We start from the raw sequence: 1,333 nt of genomic DNA, 5'->3' as shown, positions 1-1,333 counted from the left end.
GACACTGTTTCACAAAGTGTGTAAATTAAAAATACCGAGGGTTTAGCTATTTATAGCTGGACCCTTTTTTCAAATATGACTAAGAACTGATTTAGGATGATGCCCCAATTTTGGATGGGCATCGACCATTTTTTAGTGGCTTCTCTTGTTGCCAAATATACGGATTTCATTACAGCCTGGTCTGAAGGGAAAGAAAGTTTGTTTTTAGTGTACTTTCTGATTTTCCCATTCAGGTTCTCAACAAGGTTTGTTGTGTAGATTATTTTCCTGATTTCAAGTGGGAACTCAAAGAATACGGTTAGGTCTTCCCAATTGTCCCGCCAGCTTTTAATGGCATACGAATATTTGTCCTCCCAATTGGCTGCAAAATCTTCCAGAGCTGCTTGTGCAGCTTCTTTGGTTGGAGCATTATAGATTTGCTTCATGTCGCGTGTAAAGGCTTTCTTATCTTTCCAAACCACGTAACGACTGGCATTACGGATCTGATGGACAACACAAATCTGAGTTTTTGACTCGGGAAAAACATTGCGAATCGTATCAGTAAAACCGTTCAGGTTATCGGTGGCCGTAATCAGTATATCCTCTACGCCCCTGGCACGCATATCGGTAAGTACACTCATCCAGAAAGCCGCAGATTCATTCTTGCCCAGCCACAGTCCAAGCACTTCCTTTTTCCCGTCTCTACGAAGCCCTACGGCAATGTAAACAGTCTTGTTGATTACTTTGGAGTTCTCACGTACTTTGAACACAATACCGTCCATCCAAACGATTAAATAAACCGGCTCTAACGGACGGTTCTGCCAGGCAACTATATCGTTTGTAATGGCATCAGTAATTCGGGAAATTGTAGATGTAGACACATCAAAACCGTAGACTTCCCTGATTTGCTCTTCAATATCGCTATTGCTCATTCCTTTAGCATACAGAGAAACAATTACGTTTTCTATGCCATCAACCATGTTTCCCCGTTTAGGGACAATCATGGGATTAAACGAAGCGTCACGGTCACGTGGAACCTGAATGTTAGACTCGCCCAAAGATGTGCGAACTTTCTTTTCCGAATAGCCATTGCGGGAATTAAGATTATCTGACTTTTTGTTTTTGTCATACCCCAAATGACCATCTAGCTCCCCTTCGAGCATCTTTTCGATGCCTCGTTTCTGGATTTGTTTCAGAAAATCGTTGAGTTCCTCTCCTGATTTAAACTGTTTGAGAAAATCATCATTTAATAAATCTTCTTTTTTCATTACTGCATAAAGTTTAAAATTAAACAAAAAATACCGGGGGTTGCAACCCCCGGTATTCCTATTTACACAGTTTATGAGATAGTGCT

1 protein-coding gene is annotated in these 1,333 nt (G+C 40.8%); it reads right to left on the bottom strand.

The genetic code is table 11. From position 1 onward, the window contains the following. Window positions 1–50: 50 nt before the first annotated feature. Window positions 51–1,247 (bottom strand): IS256 family transposase, encoded by a 1,197-nt coding sequence (locus K5G00_RS29335; RefSeq protein ID WP_238770178.1) that lies wholly within the window; start codon window positions 1,245–1,247, stop codon window positions 51–53. Between the last annotated feature and the right edge of the window lie 86 nt (window positions 1,248–1,333).

Source organism: Maribellus maritimus, assembly GCF_022267315.1.
GTDB classification, from domain to species: Bacteria; Bacteroidota; Bacteroidia; order Bacteroidales; family Prolixibacteraceae; genus Draconibacterium; species Draconibacterium maritimum.
Note: the sequence above shows the minus strand (reverse complement) of the source record. Positions and strands in the feature narration are given on the sequence as shown.